This is a genomic window from Modicisalibacter tunisiensis, from assembly GCF_020148005.1.
Taxonomy (GTDB): Bacteria; Pseudomonadota; Gammaproteobacteria; order Pseudomonadales; family Halomonadaceae; genus Modicisalibacter; species Modicisalibacter tunisiensis.
The window spans coordinates 2,787,910-2,810,584 of sequence record NZ_JAGXFD010000001.1; the positions used below are offsets into that span (position 1 = coordinate 2,787,910).

A 22,675-nucleotide genomic window follows, 5' to 3' on the forward strand; every position below is an offset into this window, starting at 1 on the left:
GACTCATACATGCCTCGCGACAAAAGTAGATTTTTAAAGGTGATTTATCGTCACCTCGGCGGTGATCGAGTTTCGGATAAAACAGTTCCGGTGAGCCCCGGCATGCATCCGGGATATTGCCTTCTGGTCCGGCATGGTATCACCACTGAAAGTGATGCGCGGTGACAGCTCGATACGCGTCACTTCCCGCCCCTTTTTATCATTGCTCTCCAGATAGCCTACCGGATCATCTTCATAGACTTCGACCTGATAACCCTGAAACTCGGCGATAGCCAGAAAAAACAGCATATGGCAGCTGGACACCGCACTGATCAGCATTTGCTCCGGGTCGGCACAGCCTGGATCGCCCTTGAATTCGGTCGACGCGGAAACATCGATCTGCTGGCCACCGTTCAATGTAACCCGGTGATTACGCGAATAGGTACTTGCATCGCTTTCGTGGGGAGCACGCTGCCAACGGATGACGGACTGATGGACTGACATAGAAATACCTCCTGAGCATGCCCGCAGGCTATGCCATCCGAGGGTAGCCGTAAAACGACGATTGCTAACCCGTAAGATTAGCTTATCTAATGCAAAGCTCACCGGAAAGATCGCCGCCGGCCACGCGGCGTTATCATGGCGGGAGATAACGAGGACCAGGCAATGGAGCGAAAATAGATGAATGACAAAAAGTAAGCCAAATACTTAGAAAGGGTCACTTTACCCCCTTGCATGGGTCCGGCTAGCCTGCATGCGTCATGAGATCACGCGGGACAGGGCGATTGAGCATGAAGACCATTGAGGTTGAATACGCGATCATCGGTGCCGGCACCAGTGGACTGGGTGCCTATTCAAGGATCAGTCGCCAGACCGACAGCCTGGTGATGATCCAGGACGGCCCCTACGGTACCACCTGTGCGCGGGTTGGCTGCATGCCCAGCAAACTGTTGATCACTGCCGCCGACCATGCCCACCATTTGCACACTGGCGATTTCTTCGGGGTGCCCTCCTCGGGCCGCGTGGAAGGACGCAAGGTACTGGAGCGGTTGCGGCGAGAGCGCGATCATCGGTTCGTCGCCCGCAACCTCCGCTACATCGACAAGATTCCGAACCATCACAAGCTCGAGGGGCGCGCCCGGTTTATCGGGCCGGGGCGCCTGATGGTGGGTGAGTCGGTCGAGGTCAGGGCGGAAAAGTTCATCCTCGCCTGCGGCTCGCGTCCCGCGATCAGCGAGGTCTTCAATCCCGTGATGTCCCGCGTCCTCACCAGCGACACGATATTCGAGCTGGAAGACCTGCCCCGTTCGATTGCCGTGATCGGCATGGGCGTCATCGCCCTGGAACTGGGCCAGGCGCTCCATCGACTGGGCGTCGACACGACCCTTTACGGGCGCTCCGGCAGGATCAACGCCCTCACCCACCCGATCATGCAGCGCCAGGCGCTCGAGGTGCTTTCCGCCGAACTGGACATCCAGCCATGTGGCCAGGTACTGAGCACCTGGGAAGACGCGGAAGGCGCCTGGATCGAGTATGAGCAGCCGGACGGCCAACGCATCACCAAGGTATTCGACAGGATCCTGGTCGCCATGGGGCGGGTGTCCAACCTGGACCGGCTGGGGCTGGAGCAAGCGGGTGTGGAGATCACGGACCGGGGCACGGTGAGTTTCGATCCGCACACGATGCGCTGCGGCAACCTGCCCCTCTTCATTGCCGGGGATGCCACCGATCACCTGCCAGTCTGGCACGAAGCCTATGACGAGGGACGAATCGCCGCCGACAATGCACTGAACTCCCCGGCCCCCGCCCCGGCAGGACGTCGACCGCCATTGATGGTCTTCTTCACCGATCCCCAGATCGCCATCATCGGCCAGAGCTTCCAGCAGCTTCAAGGCCGGGAGATCGTCATCGGTGAACTGCCGTTCACCAGCGCCCGCCATGTGGTCTGGAACAAGGTGCAAGGGCGTATTCAGGTCTACCTGGACGCACGAACCGACGTCATCCTGGGTGCCGAGTTGCTGGGATACCAGGCCGAGCACCTGGCACATCTGCTGGCCCTGGCCATCACGCATGGCATGACGGCGGAACAGGTACTGGCGATGCCCATCTACCACCCCAGTGCCGAAGAATTGCTGCGGGATGTGTTGATCGATGCCCGGAAAAAGCGCAAGCGACACGAAGCGGAGACAGTGAGCCTGACTACACCAGCTTAACGCTAGACCTCCATGAAAAAGTAACGGCACGCCCTCTGGCAGCATGCTTGAAAGGATCCGCACCACCTACGGGCCAGGAGTGCAAAGCTCTCATCGACCATCAGGTCAGCCAGACATACCTAGAATATAGGGAGAGGACAACTTCATCGCGATGCTCTGTCTAATCAGCAGTCCCGGCAATCGCGCCCTCAGTCAAGAATATTCAGGTGATGTATCGAAGCCTGATGACAGCGGCAGGCATTAGGCCATGTCAGATAAGAACCTGCGACGGCTGCAAAGCATCAACAACCGTCTCGAAAAAACCCGAGTGCCAGTAACGTTCAAACATCGATGCCACAGACAAAACCAGCCCCCGGATTCTCGGTACGCGATGACCGAGACCGGGACCATCTGCGAGAACCCCAGACCCCACCCGGTACTCACTGTGCTGAGGCAGTAGGGCTTATTTTCCAGCGCTTATTAAAAGCCGTGCTCAATGTTTAATGAGGGTTAAATTGAATAGCATGAATGATGGCATCGAGAACCCTGACTTTATCCTTCAACTGAGAAAATATTCTTCTCGGGCACGTCGTGACCGACGCCTCCAGGGTGGCAATGTCCGTACGATCACTCTCACAATCCAGTCAGAAAGCAAGGATAGCGTCACCATTGATGCAGTGATCGAAGATGGCATTATCCAGGAGGTGGGGTATCGAGTTCGCGCCTGTTCACTGGCACAAGCGACAACGGCACTCGTTGCTGAACGTGCAGCTGGCTTAAACATGGAGTCACTATCAGCTATTGAGCAACAAGTGTCGCTGATTTTTCAAGACAAGCCACCTGATGACGGCGCGCTGATCTGGCCAGAATTGATGATGTTGCAAAACGCAGCAGCCATGCCTTCGCGCCATGAAGTTGCATTTCTGCCATTTCAGGCCCTGAAAAAACTATTGAGCACGGCGGGAGATGTGCATGCAGGCGTGACTTGAAAACCAATTACCCTACATTCGGCCCAGGCAGGGCACTTCCGGAGAAACCATATGGTGAAGGATATCATTGTAGTGGGTGGCGGCATTGGTGGAACAATGACTGCCAACAACCTTGTTCGAAAAATCTACCCCGAGATCAAAAGCGGAAAGGCACGCATCACCCTGATTTCCAACAGTCATTGGCATTACTACAAACCAGCATTCATGTACGTGGCATTTGGAAAGTTCTTCAAGAATGAACTAAGACGCCCCCTGGCATCCCTACTACGCCCGGAAATCAATTTCACACTTGATCAAGTAGAAGGATTTGAATTCAAAAACAGTCGATTAAGAATGCGTTCGGGTGACGTGCATGACTATGACTACCTGGTGGTCTCCACAGGCTGCATCCCCGCCCCGGAACGGATAGACGGTTTGCAGGAAGCGGGAGATCACTTCTACCAGCACAATCCGGCGCGACAGCTTTTTGAAAAAATCTCGACCATCGAAAAAGGTCGCATATTTATTGGTGTAACATTTCCCAAAACCCCGAACGTGCCCCATCAGTGCGGTATCGCACCGATAGAAACCACATTGATGCTGGATGAATTCTTACGTCAACGAGGGGTGCGCGACAAAATTGAACTGGTGTACACTTACCCAACAATTTCTCAGCTAACTCGCAACTGCCTGTTCTTGCAGAAGCCCACCGGTGAAATATTGCCGTCGATTTTTGACTCAAAAAACATCAAGCACAAAAGAGGTTTCACCCTGGCCAGCGTTGACCCCGAAAACAATGTCGCCACTTCAGAAGAAGGCGACGAAGAAAACTTTGACATCCTGATGCAAACGCCCCCCATCCGAGCCGTCGATGCAGTGCTTGACTCGAATATTTCAGAGTCGCCCAATCATGAAGGCTGGTTACCCACCGATCGCCAGTCACTGCAACTTGAAGGCTTTAATAACGTGTTCATCATGGGCGACACTGTTGACTTGCCCATCAGCAAAGCTGGAGGAAGTTGCCACAACCAGTCCCCTGTCATTTGCAACAATATTGCAGGATTGATGCGCATCGGGAAAACAGTCGATGAATACGATGGCAAAGTACAAGCCATTGCCCAAATGGGCCTGGAGGCAGGCATGCCTCTTTGGTACGACTATGATGAAGATGTAAAACCGACACCACCGACCAAGATTGGCGGGCTCATGCGCAAGAGCTTTAATCGTGGAGTGTACTGGTCTGTAGCTCGCGGCCTTATTTAAACAAGGAGAAAAACTCATGAAAAATGATACAGCGGCCGCTTCCATACAGTCACTTGAGACTATACTTGAATCTTCACCGGCCCTGCAAGACCCTGCGACTTTAAAAGGCGTTGTTGAATTGATAGAAAAAGTCTCGCCCTTGCTTCAAGGACGTCGACTGCATAATATCGTTGACTTGCTAGCCGCAGCATCCGATGTCATTGAAATGACAGACGACGCCATGATTCAGAAACTCATGACACTCTATGACGACAGCATCGGAGGTGCCTGGAAAATCACGAGCGCACTTCAATATGCATCAGTTCGAGCGGGACAAAAAGAAGCTCCTCCGACGCTATGGAAAAGTGTCAGGCGGTTAAACAATGATGAGGATGCTCGTCGCGGGCTGGACACCACAATCAATCTAATGTCAGAGCTAGGGCGCCAGTCAAGAATCTCTGGCCAGCCTGTTTTTGAAGACTAGCGGCAGCAACTTGTATCTTTTCATACTCGTCGGCGATGCAGCTCAACATCCTGAATGCCTGGCACGCATATAGTGTGCTCGGCATTCTCGAGATCGACTTCGCCTTTCCCTCGGTCTGCCGGTCTTTACAGAAGGTGGGGGAGTCACTCGGCTGTTCCCTGAGACACGTGACGGAGAGGTACATTTCCCTCGTTCGGCATTCGACCTCCGGTTCCGCGGCGTTACGCTGCCATCCTGCCCGGGGACTGGCTCCGGGGATTCCTGCTTTGCCACGGCACGGGGCGATATGGCGCCTTGCCCTTGAGCTAGCCGATATCAGCGTCTGCAGCGGTTATGCGTGAAGGGTTGCCCTTCGCTCATGCCTGACTGTTCCGGGAGTCGGCGACAGATACCTCACGAACGCCCCTGGATGATTGCAGTGACATCATTATCCCATTACGACATCACCTGTAGCGTGGCCGTCAGATGCCATGCATGGCGCCAGGAAATGTTGCAACTCACTCCTGAATGAGTCACATCTGTAGGGATTACCATGAGGGCTGAGAACCAATGAGGAAAATCGCCATTGATGCGGCAGACATCCGCATTCTGCGTGCACTTCAGCAGCATAGCCAGCTCAGCAAGACCAAGCTATCGGAACTGGTCAACCTGTCACCGACGCCATGCTGGATTCGCTTCTCTCGATTAAAGGAAGCCGGACTGATACGCGGATATCACGCAGATATCGCGCTCGACAGGATCGCGAACACCACCACGGTAATGGTAACCGTTTCGCTCGAGGGACATCGCAAGGAAAACTTCGAACGTTTCGAGAGTTATATTTTCCAGGTCGATGAGATCGTCGAATGCATGACGACGGGGGGGCGGTATGGACTACGTCCTGAAAGTCGTGACGCCCAGCCTTTCCGCCTTTCAGCAAGTCATTGATCGGCTTCTTTCGGCAGAGCTGGGGATCGAACGCTACATGACCTACATCGCCACCCGAGAGATAAAATCGACGCAAGTCAACCTCGCCAATCTAATGGTAATCAACAACGACAAAGCCTGAGCCGGTCTTTCGCCAGACGTTGTACGGCATGCCCCCGGCGGGTTGGAGGCTGACCTGCGCGAAAGGCTCTCCTGAACCTCGAGCTCGAGGCTACGGGGCTGATGCCAACGGCCCGCAGGCCCCCGTCATGCGAGACTTGTTCTCCCAACGCCTTCTTCCATCCTCCAGCAGGGCTTCTTCGATCCCGCCATGCTCTGCAAGGGCCAGGGTCACGAGCGCGATGAGACCGGGGTGGCCCCCTTTCGCAGGCACCGGACCAAACGGACTTCACAGCGCCAATAATTGGCCTTTTCATCCTAGTTTTAGAGTGCTTTTAGGACGCGTTTCGAGGCCTGCCAGAGCTATAGTGAGCCATGCTGAATAAACGGGTTTTCACACCTCAATGAATTCCATATCCTGAAAAGGTGTTCATCATGACAAGCGTATCACCCAGCAATGTAATCCAGATGGAAAGAAAGGCGGATTTCGGTTTCGGAACACAGGTCCGAAAATCTCCCTACTTCGATGCAACACTACGCTGGGGCGCAACAGCTTTCTCAGTATACAATCATATGTATATACCGCGTGACTTCGGAGACCCGGAACAGAACTTCTGGAACCTTGTCAACGAGGCCATCCTCTGCGATGTCGCCGCTGAACGGCAGGTAGAAATCACCGGTCCGGATGCGGCGAAGTTTGTGCAGAACCTGACCCCGCGCGACCTTTCCCAAATGGCTGTCGGGCAGTGCAAGTACATCCTGATCACCAATGCCGACGGCGGCATCCTCAATGACCCCATTCTTCTGCGCCTGGCGGAAAATCATTTCTGGATCTCACTGGCTGACAGCGACATTCTGTTATGGGCACAGGGTGTCGCTGTCAACTCCAGCCTCGATGTCACCATTCGTGAACCCGATGTCTCACCCTTGCAATTGCAGGGCCCACAGTCCGGGGAGATCATGAAGTCACTCTTCGGAGACGACATCACGGACCTGCGCTACTTCTGGCTTCGCGAGATCGAACTCGACGGTATCCCACTGATCGTCTCGCGCACCGGCTGGTCGAGTGAACTGGGCTATGAGCTGTATCTTCAAGACGGCTCCCGTGGCGACGAACTTTGGGAGAAAATCATGGCGGCAGGTCAGCCCTTCGGGCTTCGTCCCGGCCATACCTCTTCCATTCGCCGCATCGAAGGCGGCATGCTCTCCTATCACGCCGATGCGGACATCGACACCAATCCCTACGAACTGGGGATGGACCGTCTAGTGAACCCGGATATGGAGTCTGATTTCATCGGCAAGGCCGCCTTGAAGCGCATCCGTGACAATGGCGTGAGCCGCAAGCAGGTCGGGCTGCGTATCGAAGGGGCACCTCTCAAAGGACCAAACACTACCTTCTGGCCCCTGAATCATGATGGTGAAACTGTCGGCAAGGTTACTTCCGCCGTCTACTCCCCGAGGCTTGATCAGAACATCGCCCTGGCCATGGTGGCTGTTGACCATGCTCGGATCGGAACTGAGCTGGAGGTGCAGACTCTGTCGGGACCGGCAAAGGCTTTGGTTGTCGAAAAGCCGTTCTTCGACCCCAAGAAGAAAATTGCGGCATCCGCTTGCACGTCAGCCAACTGAACGAGGAAGGTGGGCTACTGCGAAGTCGGGAATGGTGGTCCGGGATCGCAGGCCGATACCGTCTATAAGAATTTCGGATCACCGTCCCAAACAATCCCTGAATGCTTGAGGGCTATTGAAACACCGATAACCATCAATGAATGCCTTTATCACAAGGTATCTCCTGGAGGATGCTGTCCAGTCCCCGGGGATCACGATGGCATACGATTTTCAATAGACGCATCAATAATTCAGGAAGCAAGAATTGGCTCCACGGTGGTGCTACCGTGGTAGGAGAAGCTTGTGTATTCCGTTCGCCTTTGGGCCGTACGGCACGCGAGACTGCTTGAACTTACCTATCGAGCCTTCGAGCCGGTAATCGTCAAACTGCATCCGTTGTGGAAAGCGGTTGGCTACCAGCGTGCAGAAAAGCCAGTTGGCAAGCTGGAGGAGCTCAGCAAGGGGCTACTTTTCGATTGCAAGATGTGTGGTCAATGCATTCTCAGCTCTACCGGCATGTCCTGTTCCATGAACTGCCCAAAGACCATGCGAAACGGACCCTGTGGCGGTGTCCTTCAGAACGGGAATTGCGAGGTCTATCCCGAGAAACGCTGTGTCTGGGTTGAAGCCTGGGAGGGGAGCCAGAAGATGAAAGGGGGCGACAAGATACAGGTGGTACAACTGCCGGTTGATCATCGTCTTGAAGGAAGCTCCTCCTGGCTGCGCGTGGCTCGCGAGGCATCGGAACAGCAGGCAGTACAAAAAGGAGGCTCGCAGTGAGCGTTAACGTTGGGCCTGAAGCTGGCCGCATGATATCCGACACAACGGGCTATAGCTCTACCGGACGGCTCGAACGGGTGCTGAAGTCAGGGCATTTTGCCGTCACCACTGAACTGGCGCCCCCCGATTCGGCCAATCCGGAGGAGGTCTATGCCCGGGCGCGAATCTTCGACGGTTACGTTGACAGCATGAACGCCACCGATGGCTCGGGGGCCAACTGCCATATGTCCAGCGTCGCGATGTGTGCGCTGCTGGCACGAGAAGGTTACGAGACAGTGATGCAAATCTCCTGTCGGGACAGGAACCGGATTGCCATTCAAGGGGATGTACTGGGAGGGGCGGCGCTGGGCATCAATAATATTCTCTGCCTGACGGGGGATGGGGTACAAGCGGGAGATCATCCGGAAGCCAAGCCGGTATTCGATCTGGATTCCTTGTCGCTGCTCGAGACGGTCTCCAGGTTACGCGACAAGCATGTATTTGCCAGCGGAAGGACGCTCAGTGAGCCGCCGAGAGTGTTCCTCGGTGCGGCAGAAAACCCGTTCGTCCCCCCCTTTGATTTCCGTCCTTACCGGCTGGCGAAAAAGATTGCTGCAGGTGCTCAGTTCATTCAGACGCAATACTGCTTCGACCTGCCCCGCTTCCGGAATTTCATGGACCGATCCCGAGACCTGGGATTGCTGGACAAGTGTTTCATCCTGCCCGGTGTGGGGCCGCTGGCCTCGGCACGTGCGGCAGACTGGATGCGAAGAAAAGTTCCGGGCATTCATATTCCGGATGCCATCATCAAGCGCCTGGAAGGTGCCCAGGATCAAAAGGCAGAGGGTCGAAACATCTGCATTGAACTGATTCAGCAATTGCGGGAGATCGAAGGGGTCAGCGGTATACACGTGATGGCTCATCGCCAGGAGTCTTCCGTTGCCGGGATTATTGAACGATCCGGGGTACTGGGCGGCCGAGTGCCATGGGTGCCCTCCCGCGAATCCGCTTTCGAGGGAGATTATGCTTGATCATACGGCATTCCAGTTCAGAGCATCAGTCGGCAACCCGATAATCGGCTACGTCCCGGGCCCTTCTTTGCAGACGAGGAACGGGAGCTCGGGATGCCCTCCAACCAGCGGCAAACAACCATTACTCTAGTAGGGTCTCTGTCATGACAACTTCCCCGGACCAGAACAATCAATTCGTCCTGACTGTCAGCTGCGAAACCGGACCAGGCATCGTTTCCGGCATTACCTCTTACCTTTCCGAACGAGGGGGTAACATCATTGAACTGGCCCAGTTCGATGACAAGGTCAGCGGTCAGTTCTTCATGAGGAGCGTATTCAGTCTCCTGCCGGATTCGCTGCATACCTTTGAAGACCTGCGTTCCGGGTTCGTTGATCTGGCAGAGAAGTTCTCCCTGAAGTGGGCCATGCATGATGCCCACATCCCGACCAAGGTCTTGATCATGGTATCTCGATTCGACCATTGTCTGGTCGATCTTCTCTACCGTCATCGCAAGGGAGAGTTGAACATAGAGATCACTGCGGTGGTATCCAATCACCTGGATCTTCGGCCAATCGCCGAACGAGAAGGCATACGCTTTGTCTATCTCCCTGTGACAAAGGACACCAAGCCGGAGAAGGAGGCTGATCTCCTCAATATTGTCAATGAGACCGGTACGGACCTGGTCGTACTGGCACGCTACATGCAGGTGTTGTCCGACAACCTCTGCGAGAAGCTCCACGCCCGAGCCATCAACATCCATCACTCCTTCCTGCCTGGCTTCAAGGGTGCCAAGCCCTATCACCAGGCGTTCGATCGTGGTGTCAAGCTGATCGGAGCTACCGCGCACTACGTGACTGCGGATCTGGATGAGGGCCCGATCATCGAGCAATCCGTGCAACCGGTAAACCACGCCTACTATCCGGAAGAGCTGGTGGCCCTTGGGCGAGATACCGAAACGATAGCGCTGGCTCGCGCCGTGAAACTGCATGCCGAGCACCGGGTCTTTCTGTCGGGCAACAAGACCATCATTTTCAAATAGAGGCTGACGTGCCATGGCTCAATTAATAGACGGAAAGCAGCTTTCGAACCAGGTACTTCAGAAGGTGGCCTCCGAAGTCGAGTACCTCAAGGGCGAGTATGGTGTGGTGCCGACACTCGCGGTGGTGCTGGTCGGAGAGGATCCTGCCAGCCAGGTGTATGTGAGAAACAAGGTGAAGCGGGCGAAAGAGGCAGGGATGGGGTCCATAGAGTACCGTCTCGACACGGAAACCACGCAGGGGGACCTGAACCAGCTGGTTGCTCAACTGAACAATGACCCTCAAGTGCACGGCATCCTGGTACAGCTGCCACTCCCGCCACACCTCGATGAGGACGAGGTCATCGCCTCGATCGATCCGGCCAAGGATGTCGATGGCTTTCACCCTCTCAATGTCGGGGCGCTTGCTGCCGGGCAGGCATCGCTGGTGCCGTGCACTCCCCAGGGCTGCATGATCATGCTGCGTCAAGTCCATCAGGACTTGAGCGGCAAGCATGCCGTGGTGGTGGGTCGTTCCAACATCGTTGGCAAACCGATGATGGCACTTCTGTTGCAGGCCGACTGTACCGTCACCATGGCACATTCTCGCACACGGGATATCGAGTCGCTGTGCCGCAACGCCGATATCGTGGTTGCCGCCGCCGGCCGGAAGGAACTCGTCAACGCCGACTGGATCAAGCCGGGTGCCACGGTCATCGATGTCGGTATCAATGCCATCGAAGCGGATGGCAAGAGAAAGCTTGTGGGTGACGTGGCGTTTGCCCCGGTCTCCGAGACAGCGGGAGCTATTAGCCCGGTGCCCGGTGGAGTGGGCCCGATGACCATCGCCTGCCTGCTCCTGAACACGACGCGTGCCGCCAGACGCCAGCTGGCCTGACCCTCGCTGACCGGCGAAATGACGCCTCGTATCCACAGCCCCCGGGCCGGGCAATCGGCTCGGGGGCCTGTTCTCTCGGCGGAAGACACGCGGCGGTCGCACTCGACGACATGCCGACGAGTTTCCCGGCCGGGTCTCCCCTGCGCCGCTAGGCGGCGACCCAGGCCCCTCCCCGACAGGCAAGGATCTCGCCGCTTTCGTCATCGAGGGTGAACAGGTGCAGCCAGCCGTTCTCCACCAGAGAGCGCAGTATCTCGTGTCGCCCCACGATCGAGTCGACGGCCTCGGGCGGCGCCGCCAGGTAGGCACTCAGGCGCAGGGGCTCGTGCCGCCAGCGCTCACCGTCGTGCAGCGACTGCATCGGCAGGCCGATCCGCAGGTCACCGCCGTTGCCCTCGAACACGCCGATATGCCCACCGACCACGTTGTGCAGCACCTTGTTGCCGCTGCCCAGCTTGCGGTTGTCCAGGGTGGAGGCGTTGTACTGCATGTTGATCCAGTGGGCGACGATCAGGGGCGCGGTCATGATCTGTTCCAGCCGCGCGAAGTCGGGGTCGGTGCGCCAGTCGTAGTCGTGCAGGAAGCTGCGCCCATCCAGGTCGATCGGTGCGGTGACACGGCGCGGCGCGGCGATGAAGCTGGCATTGTTGGCCAGCCCCCACTCCGGGCGGGTCTGCGACCAGTCGGCGCCGCGGCGATCGAGGCTCTCCTCGAGTTCCGCCGCGTCACCCGACAGGCCGAGCCGCGGGGCACGCTCGCGTCGCGCCTCGGCCCCGGCCTGGTCGAGCCACGAACGCTCCTCCTCGCTCAGCGAGAAGGCATCCGCCGCGCCCTCCGGCAGCTCGATGCGATCGGTGATGGTGTAATGCAGCGCCGGTATGAAACGGGTCTCTTCCGGGATGACAAGGCCGGCCTCGGCCAGTGCGTCGCGCAGCGCGGGATCATTGAGCAGCCGAGCCAGGGCACGGACCGAGACCTCCCCCGACTGCCCGCCGCAGGCGCCGCACTCGAGCCCCGCGGCATGCGGATTGTTGGCGCTGTGGCTGCCGTGCCCCACCAGCAGCACCCGGGGCGCGAAGCTTTCGGTGAGCCCCATGGTACCCAGCACGGTCCGAGCGAGCGCCGCCTTGTCGGCGAGGCTCAACGCCTCGCCGCTATCCCGCCAGTGCCAGCGGAGTTCGTCCATGACGAGCGGGCCGCGCTTGCCCCTGGCGTCCAGCGAGCGCCGCAGGAGCTTGCCGGCGTACAGCAGCCCCCCGGTCTCCACGGCGGTGAAGGTGGCGCTCGCCGCCCGGCTCCACTCCTGCAGGCGCGCCTGCCAGTTCAGCCGCCGGGCCGAGCGCCGGCCACCCTCGGCCGAACCGCTGCTCAGGGTCACCCGGGGGGCCAGCAGGCCCGGCAGGTGGGGCTGGGCCAACTCGGCACCACCCGGTCGATACTCCATCGGCAGGCCGAAGAAGCCGGCGAATCCCAGGGTCTGGATGGCCGGACTCTGGTGCTCCAGCGCCCGTCGCAGCGGCTCGGAGCGCACGTCGATGCAGAACACCGCCTGCAGTTGCGGCGATGTGGCGCTCGCACTCCCCGCCTTTACCGACTCCTCCAGGGCCCGATGCAGCGGCTGCTGATAGGCCAGTTCGCTGGCGAGCTGCCATACCCACAGGGGTTGCTGGGCGCGACGATGCCGCTCGATGCGCGCCGGCAGCGCCACCAGCTCGGCATGCCACAGACGCGTCAGCCGGTCGGCCTGGTCGGGCTGTTCCGTGCGGATGTAACGCCACAGCACCAGCTCCCAGGCCAGGCGGATGGCCAATAGGCTGCGCATGTCGGAAGGGTGACGTGGCGTCTCGGGCGACGCCAGTTCCCGTTGCCAGTCCTGATAGGCCACCCAGGCGGCCCAGCCGTTGATGTCCAGCAGCAGCGCCTGGGCATAGCCGCTCAAGCGGCTGGCATCGAGGTCCAGTTCGGCGACCGCAGCCTGGAAGAGGCCGGCCTCGGCAGTCGGCAGGGTCTCGAAATAGTGCCGCAGCCGCGGCTCCCCCATCAGGATGGCGATGCCGCGGTCCTTGAGGGTCATGTCCCGCCAGTGGCCATAGAGCCGCTTGCCGGCGGGCGCATTCAGCCGTGCGGCATTGAGCGGTCCGTCCTCCTGGAAGAAGGCGGCACAGAACTGGCTGATCTGGTGGGTGATCTCGTCGCGCCAGGCCATCTTGTGCTGCCGGTCACGGCGCGCATCCACCAGGTCGCTGATGTTGTGCCAGTGCGGCAGCCGGCCGAGTTCCTCGACGACCCCCAGCAGGTTCCGGTAGGGCCCGCGATAGCCGAGCCGCTCCGCCGCCTGGTCCAGGTGATGATCGGTGATCTCGCCACGCTGCCGACGCCCCAGGTAATGGCTCGGCGGCATCAGGCAGTGCACATTGCCCAGCGCCGAAAGCCGGGCCGAGACGCTGGCGATGTGTTCCCCACGCATCGCCCAGAAGGGGCTGGTCGCGATCAGCCGGTCCAGGGGCCAGTTCGGCGCCACGCTGGCACAGGCCTGGTCCAGGGCCTGCTCATGCGCCGGCGTCAGCGGCGGGTACTGGCTCTCCTCGACGTCGGAGATCCATGCCATCCTGGTGTTGTCGAGATTCGTCATGGTCAAGCCTCCCCGGTAGTGGCGTGCAGTCGTTTGGCCTTGATCCGAGCGGGCAGCGGGTGTGGCCAGAGTCTCAGGGTGCTGCGGGTGACCCACTCGTCCAGGTAGAACCCGGCGTAGCAGTAGAGGTTGAGCGTCTGTACCCAGCGAAGGTGCAGGCCATGGCGCTGCAGGCCGTAGCCCGCGAACAGCAGCACGAACAGCGTGCTCATCCAGAGATCCGCCCACAGCGGCGCCGTGTGCTCGGCGGGGGGCAGCAGGACGGCGAACAGCGACTTGAGACCGAAATAAGCGAGCATCACCAGCGCGGCCAGGCCGAGGAAGCCCGCCCCGTCCCCCGACGCCAGCGGACCGCGCCGCTCGGCCAGCAAGGCCGTCAGCGCCAGGGTCAACAGCACCCAGGGGCTGACCACCGCGAAGGCGCTCGAGTCGAAGCCGGCGCGCACGACAACCGCCAGGCCCGCCACCAGGGCAACGCTGGTGGCACCGGCCGCCAGCCACTGTGCCGGCGTCGGGCGACGGCCCGGCGCCTGCCGGCGCAGCAGATCCTCCTGCACGGCCTCGCCGGAACTCAGGAAGGCGTAGGCCTTGTAGCAGGAGTGCGCCAGCAGATGCAGCAGCGCCAGCTCCACCAGTCCCAGAGCGATCTCGACCAGCATCAGCCCCATCTGGGCGCTGGTCGACCACGCCAGTCGGACCTTGATGCTGATGCGCGTCATCATGACCAGCGCCGCCAGTACGCTGCCGAGACCCGCGACGATCAGGATCAGCGCCCGGGCCGGCGTGGACTGCAGCAACAGCGGCGAGAACAGCAGCAGCAGATAGCCGCCGAGGTTGATCACGCCCCCGTGCAACGCCGCCGAGACCGGCGTGGGCGCCTCGACCACCTGGATCAGCCAGCCATGCAAGGGCAGCTGGGCGCACTTGATCAGCGCCGCCAGCGCGAGCAGGCAGGCCGCCGCCTGTTCCCCGACGGACAGGTTCCCGCCCGGCGCCGCATAGGCGCCGACGATCACGCTGATCCGGGCGCTGTCGTGGTGGAGGTACAACAGCAGGAAGGCCCCCAGGGCACACAGCTCGGCGGCGCGGGCGAAGAGAAACTTCTTGTGGGCTGCCAGGGCCGCACGGGGCCGGTCGGGGTAGAACATCAGCAGCTGATGCATGGCCAGGCTGATGCCCAGCCAGGCGGCCAGGAACATCGGAAGAAAGTCGCTCAGCACCGCCACGCTGACCGCCGCGAATACCGTCTGGACGAGCGTGACGAAGCGCTGCTGGCGAGGCTCGCCCTGCAGATAGGTGGCGCTGTAGCGCACCACCACGAAGGCAATGAAGTTGGCGAGCAGCAGCATGATCAGTTGCAGGGGCGTCGCCTGCCACACGCCGATCACCGCCGGCAGCCTCTGTGCCAGGCCCAGCGCCAGCAGCAGCGCCGAGAGACACAGCCCGGCCAGGGTGGCGGTCCGGGCCGTGCGCCAGGCGCGTGCACTCGTCTGGCGGCCGCTTGCCAGGGCGCCCAGCACCAGGATGGCAGGCACCAGGGAAAGCAGGATGGTGGGCAACAGCTCGTTCCAATGCATGGAATGCCTCCGATGATCCGTGGAGGGAGCAGTATCCAGCCTGCTTTTCTTGAATTAAAATGGATATATATTGATTTATTGTTCTATAAAAGAGAACGAAATGAGCCGTTTGAACTACCACCACCTCTACTACTTCTGGCACGTGGCCCGCGAGGGCAAGCTCACGCGGGTTGCCGAGGCGCTGCACCTGTCGCAGAGCGCCCTCTCGGCGCAGATCCGCAAGCTGGAGGACCGGATGGGCAAGCGGCTGTTCGAGCGGCGCAATCGTACCCTGGTGCTGACCGAGGCGGGGCGGCAGGTGTTCAACTATGCCGAGGTGATCTTCACCAAGGGCGAGGAGCTGGAATCGCTGATCAGCCGGGGCATCGAACCCGAGTATCAGCGCCTGCGGATCGGCACGCTCTCCACCATGTCGCGCAACTTCATCGAGAGCTTCATCGATCCGCTGCTCAACCGCGACGAGCACAAGGTGCATTTCAGCCTGCATGCCCGGGGCATGAGCAACCTGCTCGACGGCCTGGCCCGGCACGAGTTCGACGTCGTGCTTACCAACACCCAGCTGTCCCCTTCCGACTCACCCCGGGCGGCGTGGCAGAGCCAGCTGCTGGCCCGCCAGCCGCTGTCGATCCTCGGTCCGCCGGAGTCCGATCCGGGCGCCGCCTTCCCCGAGGGCTACGCCGACCTGCGCTGGGTGCTGCCCGGCGAGCATCATGAAATACGCCGCGCCTTCGACGGCTTCTGCAGCCTGCATCAGTACCGGCCGGAGATCCTCGCCGAGGCCGACGACATGGCCATGCTGCGCCTGCTGGCCCGGGACAGCGGCGCGCTGAGCGTGCTGCCGGAGGTGGTGGTCAAGGATGAGGTGAAGCAGGGGCGGCTGACTCGCTACGCCAGGCTGCCCAACGTCTACGAGAACTTCTATGCCATCACCCTGCCCCGGGAATTCATGCCGAGCGTGGTCTCGGAACTGCTGTCCCGCCCGCTGAAGGACCTGGCCTGACCTGAAAGCCCCCGCGAAAAGCCCCGAACCGGTTGGCCGACTCGGGGCCCTGAACGGCAGTATCACCTGTCTTCCGGCGGTCAATGCCTGCAACAGGCCACCCTGTGACGCGGGCAGATGCAGTACGGAATAGGCTGTCTCGTCCGATGTTGACGGGGCTCTCGCGCCGGGCTATTTCAGCCATTCTTCTATCTTTTTCCTGGGAGGTATGGACCCCGAATGCACCAGCTGATCGTCGACGACCACGGCAGGAGTGCTCATCACACCATATTTCAACATGGCTTCCGGACTGGTTTCCTTCGTGACATTGACAGGAATCCCGCTATCCCTTGCCACCCGCTGAATGGACTCGGCCGTCTTGACACATTTGGCACATCCACTACCCAGAACCTTGATTTCTTTCATGGCCACCCCCTAAATCACGTAAACGATATTAACTACCCAGCCGATGATGGTGAACGACATCAGCAAGATCGCGAAGATGATGGCAAGCAGCTTCCAGGTCATCACCTGTTTCAACAGGATGAATTCCGGAAAGCTCGCGGCCACCGTACTCATGCAAAATGCCAATGTTGTTCCCAGCGGCAACCCCTTCATGATCAAGCTCTCCATCACCGGAATAATACCCGTGGAATTTGAGTAGAGAGGGATTCCAACCAGCACCGCGAGGGGCACCGACCACCATTGACCACTGCCCAGGTTACTTTCAAACCAGGCTTCTGGTACAAAACCATGCAATGCTGCGCCCAGCCCCACACCAATAAACACCCACTTCCAGACACGCCCCAGAATACCCAGCAACTCCATCTTGGCGAATTCATGGCGCTCCTTCAGGGAAATTCTGGAGCCGTCACCGGGCTCCACACCGGGGGCCCCGGCCGTTTGATAGGCCTTGAGAGCAAAGGGTTGCAAAAGGCGCTCGGCACGCACGAGGTCGAGAAACATGCCACCGAAAACGCCAATCAACATCCCTGTCAGCACATAGATAAGAGTTATCTCCCATCCTACCAGGCTGAACAGAAGCAATACTGCAACCTCATTAATCAACGGCGACGTCAAGAGAAATGACATTGTAATGCCGATGGGTATCCCTGCTGATGTAAAGCCCAAGAAAATAGGGATGCTGGAACACGAGCAGAATGGCGTGATTGCACCAAACGTGGAACCGAGAACATAGCCAAGGTATTTATTATTCCCTGCAAGATAGTTACGTATTTTCTCGACGTTCAGCGAGGCTCGAGCGAGAGAAATCACATAAATCATAACGACCAGAAGAAAAAATATCTTCGTGACGTCTTCAACAAAAAAATGAACAGCGCCTCCCAGCCTCGAGCCCGGAACCAGGCCCAGAACAGAATACACCAGAAAATCTGCCAAGCTTGTAAATATCCAGAACATCGCAAGTTCCGTCCCTACCCTGACATGACTTCACGGGGCCTCACTCTATGCCAGACATGCCGGACAAGAGGTCGGGGCCACATCCAAAAAAATTTCGAGAATCACACATCATGGACTCATGAAGCGTCTTGCTTCTAGGTCGTCCACTCCCGATTTTGCAGAACAACCCGATAGCCATCGATATCTTCGAATGTCTTCCCAGCGACATCCCAGTAGGGGTTGCAAGAATTCACTGAAGCGAAACCTGCTCGCGACATGGCCTCGCAGCACCCTTTCCAAACGGCATGGTCAGGCAGATAAAAGACCAGAAGGTGATCTTTTGCTGGCGCCCTGCCCACTGAACTCCCTCGCTGGCAAGTAAACTCCAGATGGTAATTATGTAAAGAATGCCCCAGAATCGAGCCGTCAAAACCATCATGGTCCTCAAAAGCACCCAGCAACTGAAACCCTAGACCCTCAATATACATCTCGGTAATTTCCGACAGATTATCGGTCGGCCTGGCTATTCTCAGCACTGCTGATTTCGGAACCATATTTTTTTCCTGGCAGGAGCTGATAAAAAGATAGTGCACGATGAAATTCTGGCTTGGCGCTCTATTAGCCCATCAGCCTAGCAGGCGCAACAAGCCATGCGGATCCGATCATGGAGACACCTCGATACATCTCACGGACTACCGGGTGCAGTCAAAGGCTCGAAAATTCAGATTAAGCGGAGTCATGAAAAAAACCAAGCCCAGAAATTGACCGTAGTCAGAGGGGCCTGGTTTTCTTCAATAGAGAAGAATAGGACGTCACTTCAGTCTCGCGACATGTATCGTCAGATCGGCCGCCTACGATGCCACGAAGAGCTCCACCGTGTCGGGGTGTACCCCGTCGAGCTTCATTGCCTCGGCCGCATCCGCTCCTTGAAGGACTTCCGTGAGGGCCTCGAGACTGGGCACGTTCTCGATAATCAGCCCCACCCGGCTTCCGCCGCCAGGACTCACGAATGGCCTGACATCCATCCCGTGTGCCCCGAAGAACTCGGCTCGTCTGGACGACCCCAGCCAGCGAGTGACGTCATCCACATCATGCACTGCAATCACCGTGGTCATGGTGACCACCTCTCTATAGAAAAGCATGCAAGAATACCGCCCTGCCCCGGTCCGGGATCTCACGCCCGACGTCACCTGACATTATAGTTGCAAAGGGCGGAATGTATCGAAACCGGTATCGATCCGGGTGAACTCGGCACTGGCGGCACAAACCTGAGGGCGCAGCGTCGTTCCGGAAAAATCGCCCTCGGCCTACTCTGCGACCGATGGCTGCCGATATAACTATGCAGGGGAACGCCGTGGGCCGGCAGTCTCATCGCCCCACGCCCGACCTGTCGCGAGGGCGCCAGCCGACCGGCGTCCTGGGAGCCATCCGCGAGCCGATGGCGCAAACCAGCCGTGGCGTTGGCAACGCCCGATATTCGACTCGATCGAGGACGCATTTCATGACCCAAGAGACTCCTGCCATCGTCGCCGACATCATGACGCGCGACATCGTGACACTACGTCTCGAGCAGACGCTCCACGACGGCAACGAGGCCATGCGGGAGCACAAGGTACGCCACCTGCCGGTGCTGGACGAACAGGATCGCCTGGTCGGCCTGCTCAATCAGAAGGTGGTGCTGCGCGAAGCCTTGCGGATCACCGACACCTTCGGCTCGCTGCACCTGAGCCGCCACCTGGGACGAATCCCGCTCGCCAAGGCCCTCTCCCGCGACGTGCTCACGCTCTCGACCGACACGCCGCTCGCCGAGGCCGGCCGGCAACTGCTGGCCCACCGCCAGGGAGCCATGCCGGTGGTGGATGACGACGGGCACCTCGTCGGCATCGTCTCTTCGGTGGATTTCGTGCGCCTGGCCGTGACGCTGCTCGACGCCGCCGGACAGGGAGCCGTCAGCCCCGCGTAACCCCTTGCCGACAACGGCCGTCGACAATGCCTGAAGCCGCCCTTCAGGGGCTTCAGGCACGGCCACACCTGCCTTGACGGCGAGCAAGGCCTCCGGCGTTTTCCGATCGCCAGGAGCACGCCTGCCCTCTCTCTTGATGACCATCAATCATGGCCGACAGGATGGCGACTATATACCAGGGTGCGGCTTGACCGCCGGTAGCCTTACTCTGCCGGTGTCCCCTTGCACGGTTATGGAGAATGTCCATGAGACCCTTGTTCATCGCCCTTCTGGCAGCCACCCTCGCCTCCCCGGTACTCGCCCAGGATCAGGACCGCGATCGAGACCAGGATCGCATTCACAAGGCTGGCGCCACCCAGACCCAGGACCAGCTTCGCGATCGTGACCAGACCCGGCTACGGGATCGTGACCCTGACGGGCAGTCGATCTATGGCTGGCAGATCATGTCTCGCGAGGAGCGCCAGCAGTACCAGCAGCAGATGCATGACGCCCAGGGCGCCACGGAGCGCCAGCGTCTTCGCGAAGAACATCACCGGCTGATGCAGGAACGCGCCAGGAAACAGGGAGTCACGCTGCCCGAATCGCGGAGCAAGGGCTGGGACAAGAAACGCAACCACGGGGGCGGCATGGGCTCCGGCATGAATTGAGTCCACGCCGCGTGCTCGGCTGCCAATGCGGCCGAGCACGATGGAACCTGCTGCGGGTCGGCGTCTACTGCACCGGCGTCGCCGCCTGCCGTTCCGCCCGGGCCGCACGATGAGCGTGCAGCTTGCGGTAGCTCTCGATCAGCCGCTGGTGCCGGTCGATGCCTTCCAGCCCCAGGCTGGTGGGCGTCAGCCCGTGAAAGCGCACCTCGCCGGTCACCGAGCCGATCACCGCGGTCAGGACCTCCTCGCCGAACATGCGTGCCAGATTGCGGCGGAAGTCATCCAGCTCGAGCTCCTCGTCGAGCACGATCTCCAGCACCGCCTGCATGGCACGGTAGAATCGCTCGCGCTCGAGGGTGTTGTCGTTGAACTGCAGGAACATCTCGACCCGCTCCAGCGCCGCCTCGTGCTGACCCAGCGCCAGCTCGATCAGCAGCTTGAGCTCGAGGATGGTCAGCTCGGACCAGACGGTATTGTCGTCGAACTCGATGCCGATCAGGGTGACGATCTTCATCTGCTCGTCGAGCTGGCTTTCCTCCAGGCGTTCGAGCAGATCGGCCAGCCGCTCGTCGTCCAGGGCGTGCAGGTTGAGGATGTCCTCGCGGAAGATCAGGGCCATGTTGGTGTTGTCCCACACCAGATCCTCCACCGGGTACACCTCGGAATAGCCCGGCACCAGGATACGGCATACCGGCGCACCCAGGTCCTCGTGGACCATCACATAGGCCTCGAGCCCCTGCGCGGCCAGCAGGCCATACAACCGTTCGGCCTCCGCCTCGGTGCTGCCGGCAAAGTCCCACTCGCAGAACGCGTGGTCCGCGCGGTCGCTGAAGAAGCGCCAGGAGACCACCCCGGAAGAGTCGATGAAGTGCTCGACGAAGTTGTTCGGCTCGGTGACGGCCAGCGAGCTGAAGGTCGGCGGCGGCAGGTCGTCCATGCCCTCGAAGCTGCGCCCCTGCAGCAGCTCGGTGAGGCTGCGCTCCAGCGCCACCTCGAAGCTGGGGTGCGCGCCGAACGAGGCGAACACCCCGCCGGTACGCGGGTTCATCAGCGTCACGCACATCACCGGATAGCGCCCGCCCAGCGAGGCATCCTTGACCAGCACCGGGAAGCCCTGGGCCTCCAGGGCGGCGATGCCGTCGCGAATGCCGGGGTATTTCGCCAGCACGGACTCGGGCACATCGGGCAGCGCGAGTTCCTGCTCGATGATCTCGCGCTTCACCGCCCGCTCGAAGATCTCGGACAGGCACTGCACCTCGGCCTCGGCCAGGGTGTTGCCGGCGCTCATGCCGTTGCTGAGGTAGAGGTTCTCGATCAGGTTGGAGGGGAAGTACACCGTCGCGTCATCCGAACGCCGCACGAACGGCAGCGAGACGATGCCCCGCTCCGCCCGGCCGGAGTTGGTGTCGATCAGGTGCGAGCCGCGCAGTTCGCCGTCCGGGTCGTAGATCGCCCGGCAGTGGTCGTCGAGAATCTCGGCCGGCAGCTCGTCGTTCGGCCCCGGCTGGAACCACCGTTCGTTCGGGTAGTGAACGAAGTGGCTGTCGGCGATGGCCTCGCCGAAGAACTGGTCATTGTAGAAGAAGTTGCAGGAGAGGCGCTCGATGAACTCGCCCAGCGCCGAGCACAGCGCGGCTTCCTTGGTAGCCCCCTTGCCGTTGGTGAAGCACATGTTGGAATGGGCGTCGCGGATGTGCAGCGACCAGACGTTGGGCACGATATTGCGCCACGAGGCGATCTCGATCTTCATGCCCAGCTCCTCGAGGATGCCGGTCATGTTGGCGATGGTCCGCTCCAGTGGCAGGTCCTTGCCCTCGATCCAGGTCTCGTCGCCTTCCACGGTGCCGCCCATCAGCAGCGCCTGGGCGTCCTCGTCGATGTTGTCGACCACCTCGATCTGGAACTCGGGATTGTTCTGGATCACCCGCTTGACCGAGCAGCGCTCGATGGAGCGCAGGATGCCGGTACGATCCTTGTCGGTCAGGTCGCTGGGCAGCTCGACCTGGATGCGGAAGATCTGGTTGTAGCGGTTCTCCGGGTCGACGATGTTGTTCTGCGACAGCCGGATGTTCTCGGTGGGGATGTCCCGGGCGTTGCAGTACACCCGCACGAAGTAGGCGGCGCACAGTGCCGAGGAGGCCAGGAAGTAGTCGAACGGCCCCGGCGCGGAGCCGTCGCCCTTGTAGCGGATCGGCTGATCGGTGATGACGCTGAAATCGTCGAACTTCGCTTCCTGACGCAGGTTTTCGAGGTAATTGACCTTGATTTCCATGGAAAAAGCCGGATTGGTGACTGGA

At 59.7% G+C, this 22,675-nt stretch carries 22 protein-coding genes; 14 read left to right on the forward strand and 8 right to left on the reverse strand.

The genetic code is table 11. The features are described from left to right. Positions 1-33 precede the first annotated feature (33 nt). Positions 34-483: an OsmC family protein gene (locus tag KGQ91_RS13130; protein ID WP_163650536.1), complete on the reverse strand. Its 450-nt coding sequence runs from the start codon at positions 481-483 to the stop codon at positions 34-36. 287 nt (positions 484-770) lie between these two features. Here KGQ91_RS13130 and KGQ91_RS13135 point away from each other — a divergent pair, with 287 nt between their 5' ends. From KGQ91_RS13135 to folD, 11 genes are all read left to right on the forward strand, one after another. Continuing rightward, complete coding sequence (locus KGQ91_RS13135) at positions 771-2,192, forward strand: dihydrolipoyl dehydrogenase (protein WP_163650535.1); 1,422 nt, start codon at positions 771-773, stop codon at positions 2,190-2,192. Positions 2,193-2,695: 503 nt separating this feature from the next. Further along, the gene (locus KGQ91_RS13140; RefSeq protein WP_224414803.1) at positions 2,696-3,160 is read left to right on the forward strand and encodes an iron-sulfur cluster assembly scaffold protein; all 465 of its coding nucleotides are present in this window, start codon (positions 2,696-2,698) and stop codon (positions 3,158-3,160) included. Between the two features lie 51 nt (positions 3,161-3,211). Beyond that, entirely contained in the window at positions 3,212-4,402 is a 1,191-nt protein-coding gene (locus KGQ91_RS13145) for an NAD(P)/FAD-dependent oxidoreductase (RefSeq protein WP_163650166.1), read from the forward strand. 16 nt (positions 4,403-4,418) lie between these two features. Continuing rightward, on the forward strand, positions 4,419-4,865 hold the full coding sequence (locus tag KGQ91_RS13150) for a helical membrane plugin domain-containing protein (RefSeq protein WP_205596272.1): 447 nt from the start codon (positions 4,419-4,421) through the stop codon (positions 4,863-4,865). 549 nt (positions 4,866-5,414) lie between these two features. Then, positions 5,415-5,792 (forward strand): Lrp/AsnC family transcriptional regulator, encoded by a 378-nt coding sequence (locus tag KGQ91_RS13155; protein ID WP_224414802.1) that lies wholly within the window; start codon positions 5,415-5,417, stop codon positions 5,790-5,792. Further along, positions 5,734-5,913: an Lrp/AsnC ligand binding domain-containing protein gene (locus KGQ91_RS13160; RefSeq protein WP_224414801.1), complete on the forward strand. Its 180-nt coding sequence runs from the start codon at positions 5,734-5,736 to the stop codon at positions 5,911-5,913. The genes KGQ91_RS13155 and KGQ91_RS13160 overlap by 59 nt, the downstream gene beginning before the upstream one ends. A 413-nt stretch (positions 5,914-6,326) precedes the next feature. Beyond that, positions 6,327-7,520, forward strand: a complete 1,194-nt coding sequence (locus tag KGQ91_RS13165) for a glycine cleavage T C-terminal barrel domain-containing protein (RefSeq protein ID WP_224414800.1) — start codon at positions 6,327-6,329, stop codon at positions 7,518-7,520. 282 nt (positions 7,521-7,802) lie between these two features. Continuing rightward, positions 7,803-8,279, forward strand: a complete 477-nt coding sequence (locus KGQ91_RS13170; RefSeq protein WP_224414799.1) for a methylenetetrahydrofolate reductase C-terminal domain-containing protein — start codon at positions 7,803-7,805, stop codon at positions 8,277-8,279. After that, a complete protein-coding gene (locus KGQ91_RS13175; protein ID WP_224414798.1) occupies positions 8,276-9,289 on the forward strand; it encodes a methylenetetrahydrofolate reductase in 1,014 nt (337 codons plus the stop codon). Before KGQ91_RS13170 ends, KGQ91_RS13175 begins: the two co-directional genes overlap by 4 nt. Before the next feature lie 143 nt (positions 9,290-9,432). Further along, a complete protein-coding gene (gene purU, locus KGQ91_RS13180; RefSeq protein WP_224414797.1) occupies positions 9,433-10,308 on the forward strand; it encodes a formyltetrahydrofolate deformylase in 876 nt (291 codons plus the stop codon). A gap of 13 nt (positions 10,309-10,321) precedes the next feature. Then, positions 10,322-11,182 carry a bifunctional methylenetetrahydrofolate dehydrogenase/methenyltetrahydrofolate cyclohydrolase FolD gene (gene folD, locus KGQ91_RS13185; protein ID WP_224421158.1) on the forward strand — a complete coding sequence of 287 codons (861 nt, stop codon included), beginning with the start codon at positions 10,322-10,324 and terminating at the stop codon, positions 11,180-11,182. A 148-nt stretch (positions 11,183-11,330) separates the two neighbouring features. On the opposite strand, the gene KGQ91_RS13190 is transcribed toward folD, so the two are convergent. Next, entirely contained in the window at positions 11,331-13,814 is a 2,484-nt protein-coding gene (locus tag KGQ91_RS13190) for a YbcC family protein (protein ID WP_224414795.1), read from the reverse strand. Between the two features lie 2 nt (positions 13,815-13,816). Further along, positions 13,817-15,391 (reverse strand): NADH-quinone oxidoreductase subunit L, encoded by a 1,575-nt coding sequence (locus KGQ91_RS13195; protein ID WP_224414794.1) that lies wholly within the window; start codon positions 15,389-15,391, stop codon positions 13,817-13,819. Positions 15,392-15,491: 100 nt separating this feature from the next. Between KGQ91_RS13195 and KGQ91_RS13200 the strand changes: the two genes are divergently transcribed. After that, positions 15,492-16,391, forward strand: coding sequence for a LysR family transcriptional regulator (locus tag KGQ91_RS13200; protein ID WP_224414793.1), 900 nt, complete (start codon positions 15,492-15,494; stop codon positions 16,389-16,391). Positions 16,392-16,562: 171 nt separating this feature from the next. Here the strand turns inward: KGQ91_RS13200 and KGQ91_RS13205 are convergent, their stop codons facing one another. The 4 genes from KGQ91_RS13205 to KGQ91_RS13220 form a co-directional block, all read right to left on the reverse strand. After that, positions 16,563-16,796: a thioredoxin family protein gene (locus tag KGQ91_RS13205; protein WP_224414792.1), complete on the reverse strand. Its 234-nt coding sequence runs from the start codon at positions 16,794-16,796 to the stop codon at positions 16,563-16,565. 9 nt (positions 16,797-16,805) lie between these two features. Continuing rightward, positions 16,806-17,789 (reverse strand): permease, encoded by a 984-nt coding sequence (locus tag KGQ91_RS13210; protein ID WP_224414791.1) that lies wholly within the window; start codon positions 17,787-17,789, stop codon positions 16,806-16,808. A gap of 134 nt (positions 17,790-17,923) precedes the next feature. Then, positions 17,924-18,361: a VOC family protein gene (locus tag KGQ91_RS13215; protein WP_224414790.1), complete on the reverse strand. Its 438-nt coding sequence runs from the start codon at positions 18,359-18,361 to the stop codon at positions 17,924-17,926. A 258-nt stretch (positions 18,362-18,619) separates the two neighbouring features. After that, entirely contained in the window at positions 18,620-18,883 is a 264-nt protein-coding gene (locus KGQ91_RS13220; RefSeq protein WP_224414789.1) for a hypothetical protein, read from the reverse strand. Positions 18,884-19,269: 386 nt separating this feature from the next. Between KGQ91_RS13220 and KGQ91_RS13225 the strand changes: the two genes are divergently transcribed. After that, positions 19,270-19,731 carry a CBS domain-containing protein gene (locus KGQ91_RS13225; protein WP_224414788.1) on the forward strand — a complete coding sequence of 154 codons (462 nt, stop codon included), beginning with the start codon at positions 19,270-19,272 and terminating at the stop codon, positions 19,729-19,731. Positions 19,732-19,976: 245 nt separating this feature from the next. Beyond that, positions 19,977-20,378, forward strand: coding sequence for a hypothetical protein (locus tag KGQ91_RS13230; RefSeq protein WP_224414787.1), 402 nt, complete (start codon positions 19,977-19,979; stop codon positions 20,376-20,378). 64 nt (positions 20,379-20,442) lie between these two features. Here KGQ91_RS13230 and KGQ91_RS13235 read toward each other — a convergent pair whose 3' ends face one another. After that, a complete protein-coding gene (locus KGQ91_RS13235; protein WP_224414786.1) occupies positions 20,443-22,650 on the reverse strand; it encodes an OsmC domain/YcaO domain-containing protein in 2,208 nt (735 codons plus the stop codon). Between the last annotated feature and the right edge of the window lie 25 nt (positions 22,651-22,675).